The sequence below is a fragment of the Marinospirillum sp. genome (assembly GCF_014859565.1).
In genome coordinates this window covers 1-1908 of sequence record NZ_JACUUA010000404.1, presented here as the reverse complement: position 1 = coordinate 1908, position 1908 = coordinate 1, and the positions used below count along the sequence as shown (strand labels likewise).

Annotated in this window: 2 protein-coding genes; both read right to left on the bottom strand. The window is 51.5% G+C overall.

Annotation, left to right across the window (positions count from 1 at the left end; genetic code table 11):
• Positions 1-435, bottom strand: a 435-nt coding sequence (locus tag IBX50_RS20250) for a peroxidase-related enzyme (RefSeq protein ID WP_292258195.1), incomplete at its 3' end; no start/stop codon positions are given.
• Between the two features lie 150 nt (positions 436-585).
• A complete protein-coding gene (locus tag IBX50_RS20245; RefSeq protein ID WP_292258194.1) occupies positions 586-1857 on the bottom strand; it encodes an aminotransferase class I/II-fold pyridoxal phosphate-dependent enzyme in 1272 nt (423 codons plus the stop codon).
• Positions 1858-1908: the final 51 nt, after the last annotated feature.

Below are 1908 nucleotides of genomic sequence, written 5' to 3'. Positions count from 1 at the left end.
CACCCAGCTTTCATTCAACTCTCCGGCTTCCACTCCGATATAGAGTGCAAAATCGAGCATCAGTTGATGACGTTCACTGATGGGTGCGGTGCGATGGTTGATCGCCACCTGATCGGCTAGCAGCGGGTTTTTGCTGTAAATACGCAGGATTGCGCCGTGAGCTACCACACAATACAAGCAGCGATTTTGTGCGCTGGTGGTGACCACAAGCATTTCTTTTTCAGTAGGAGTCAGAGTGTCGGACTCACGTTCCATCAAGGCATCATGGTAAGCAAAAAAGGCACGAAACTCGGCTGGGCGGTGAGCCAGCATCAGGAATACATTAGGCACAAATCCGGCCTTTTCCTGTACGGCCAGGATGGCATCCTGAATATCTTGTGGCAGACCAGTGATTTCCGTGGGCAGATCAAAATAAGGGCTGAGACGGGTGGTCATGCGGATTCCTTTTGTTGTTTTTGTAACGTGGGTGTTTTCAACATCTTCAGACTGACGCTGCACAGCCCGGATGGCAAGCATAAAAAATGCCCTGTCAGTCACAGGAACTGCAGGGCATTGATGGTTTTTACTGAGTAGGCAGGCGCTGAATCAACTGGCGACTTTTAATGCCTGATCCAGATCAGCCAGAATGTCATCAATGTGTTCAATACCCACTGACAGGCGCACCATGTCTTCTCTGACACCGGCTTTGATCAGCTCTTCAGCATTCAGCTGGCGGTGAGTGGTGGATGCAGGGATGGATGCACAGCTTTTGGCATCACCAATGTTCACCAGGCGAATGAACAGCTGCAGCGCGTCATAAAAACGTACACCGGCCTCTTTGCCACCCTTGATGCCAAAGCTGAGGATACCGGAGGCTTTGCCACCCATGTATTTCTGCGCCAGTGCATGGTCAGCATGATCACTCAGACCTGCATAGTTGACCCAGGAAACCTGCGGGTGTTTTTGCAGGTATTCAGCAACCTTTTGGGTGTTTTCACAGATGCGCTCAACACGCAGCGCCAGAGTTTCCAGACCTTGCAGCAGGTTCCAGGCAGCTTGTGCCGACAGGGCAGCACCCATGTTGCGCAGTGGTACAACGCGGGCACGGGCAATAAAAGCCGCAGCACCCACATCACGGGTATAACTCACACCGTGGTAAGACACATCCGGTTCATTCAGCAGTGGGAAGCGGTCAGCATGTTCTGCCCAGGGGAATTTGCCGGAATCTACAATCACACCGCCAATAGTGGTGCCATGCCCACCGATGTATTTGGTTGCAGCGTGTACCACTATGTCAGCACCCTGCTCAATCGGACGCCACAAAAAGGGTGTGGCAACGGTATTATCTACAACCACTGGCACACCGTGGCGATGGGCAATTTCAGCCAGACGGGCAATGTCCACAACTCCACCGGATGGGTTGCCAACGGACTCGCAATACACTGCTTTGGTTTTGTCATCAATCAGAGCTTCGATTCCGGCAAAATCATTTTTATCCGCAAAACGAACTTCAATACCCTGACGTGGCAAAGTATGAGCAAACAGGTTGTAGGTGCCGCCATAAAGCTCGCTGATGGAAACAATATTGTCACCGGCAGCCGCAATCGTTTGGATGGTGTAAGTGATGGCGGCCATGCCGGAAGCAACTGCCAGACCGGCAATACCCCCTTCCAGAGCAGCAACACGCTGTTCCAGCACATCACAGGTGGGGTTCATGATGCGGGAGTAGATATTGCCCTGTACTTTCAGATCAAAAAGATCAGCGGCGTGCTGGGCTGAGTCAAAACTGAAAGAGGTAGTCTGGTGGATGGGCACAGCAACGGCGTGCTGATTATCGGGCTGGTAAGCATGGTGCAGTGCAATTGTTTCACGCTTCATGGTGTATCCTTATTCTATGGAGTGTTTTATTTTTGGTTATAATGCAGCTGG

What these genes read in the sequence shown, in the direction of transcription:
- IBX50_RS20245 (WP_292258194.1), bottom strand. Translation starts at nt 1,857, where the DNA reads ATGAAGCGTGAAACAATTGCACTGCACCATGCTTACCAGCCCGATAAT.